Genomic DNA, 1,083 nt, shown 5'->3' on the forward strand with positions numbered 1-1,083 from the left:
GCCGTTCGACTTGCATGTGTAAGGCATGCCGCCAGCGTTCAATCTGAGCCAGGATCAAACTCTTCAGTTTAATCTCTGTTACTTTGCCATTTTATTGGCACCGTCATTGCTGACGGGTCGCTCACTCAAAAAACTGACAGGCTACTTCCGAAGAAGTATCCTATTCATTATTTCTTGTGAACATTTGATATTTTAAGTTAGACGCCAATCCGAAGATTGACGCTGCACTTACATCAAATGCCCACACTTATCGACTGTTAATTGTTAAAGAACTGTATTCGGTTACTGCTTTCGCGCTATCGACAAAGCGTTGTGTTTGCCAGCTGCGAAGAAGGAAGAGTATGAAGCATTTCGCTAAATCCGTCAACCTTCTTTTTTACTTCCCTCACCGTTACCAGTGATCCCGTTGTTTCGCAAACTGCAGCGTCTCATTGGGGAGGCGAACTATAGCAAAGCTATAAGTGCGCAGCAAGGTTTATTCTAAGAAAGTAGGAAATATTGTTATTCAATGCCATATCACCATCAAATTGACCCGGGAATAGCATAGCGAATACCCGGTTATCCGCTTGTACTCCTGTATTCATGAGCTCCGCACCTGGTGGTATCGGCCAGGCAGCTGTGCCTTAACCGATCGGCGTACACGATTGGTCGTGCTGGCGTAGTTGTCGGATTACGCGCGGCCTTGCCGCGCTAATCCAACCTACGCACCTGGCTGGCCGCAAACGAACGTAGGTCGGCTTAGCGCGCAGCGCGTAAGCCGACAAACACCACAGACATAAGCCACGAATCTCCAGACGAAAAAAAACCCGCCAATTGCTTGACGGGTTTTTCTCTACTGCGAATAACAAGCCTGACGATAACCTACTTTCACACTGGTTGCAGCACTATCATCGGCGCAAAGTTGTTTCACGGTCCTGTTCGGGATGGGAAGGGGTGGGACCAACTTGCTATGGTCATCAGGCATAACTTGTACTGACACTTGTCTCCTGTAGGACGACAAGGCCATGAATCTGGAAGAAGCAAAGATTGGGGTAATGACTGGTTGTATCAACAAACTCACAACGTTGTACCGTCTTATCCTCT

2 rRNA genes are annotated in these 1,083 nt (G+C 47.6%); both read right to left on the bottom strand.

The window, feature by feature from the left end:
• A 16S ribosomal RNA gene (locus JaAD80_RS29005) occupies positions 1-70 on the bottom strand; the annotation flags it as partial.
• Positions 71-848: 778 nt separating this feature from the next.
• A 5S ribosomal RNA gene (gene rrf, locus JaAD80_RS29010) occupies positions 849-961 on the bottom strand.
• Positions 962-1,083 lie beyond the last annotated feature (122 nt).

The sequence above is a fragment of the Janthinobacterium sp. AD80 genome (genome assembly GCF_002878455.1).
Taxonomy (GTDB): Bacteria; Pseudomonadota; Gammaproteobacteria; order Burkholderiales; family Burkholderiaceae_D; genus Janthinobacterium.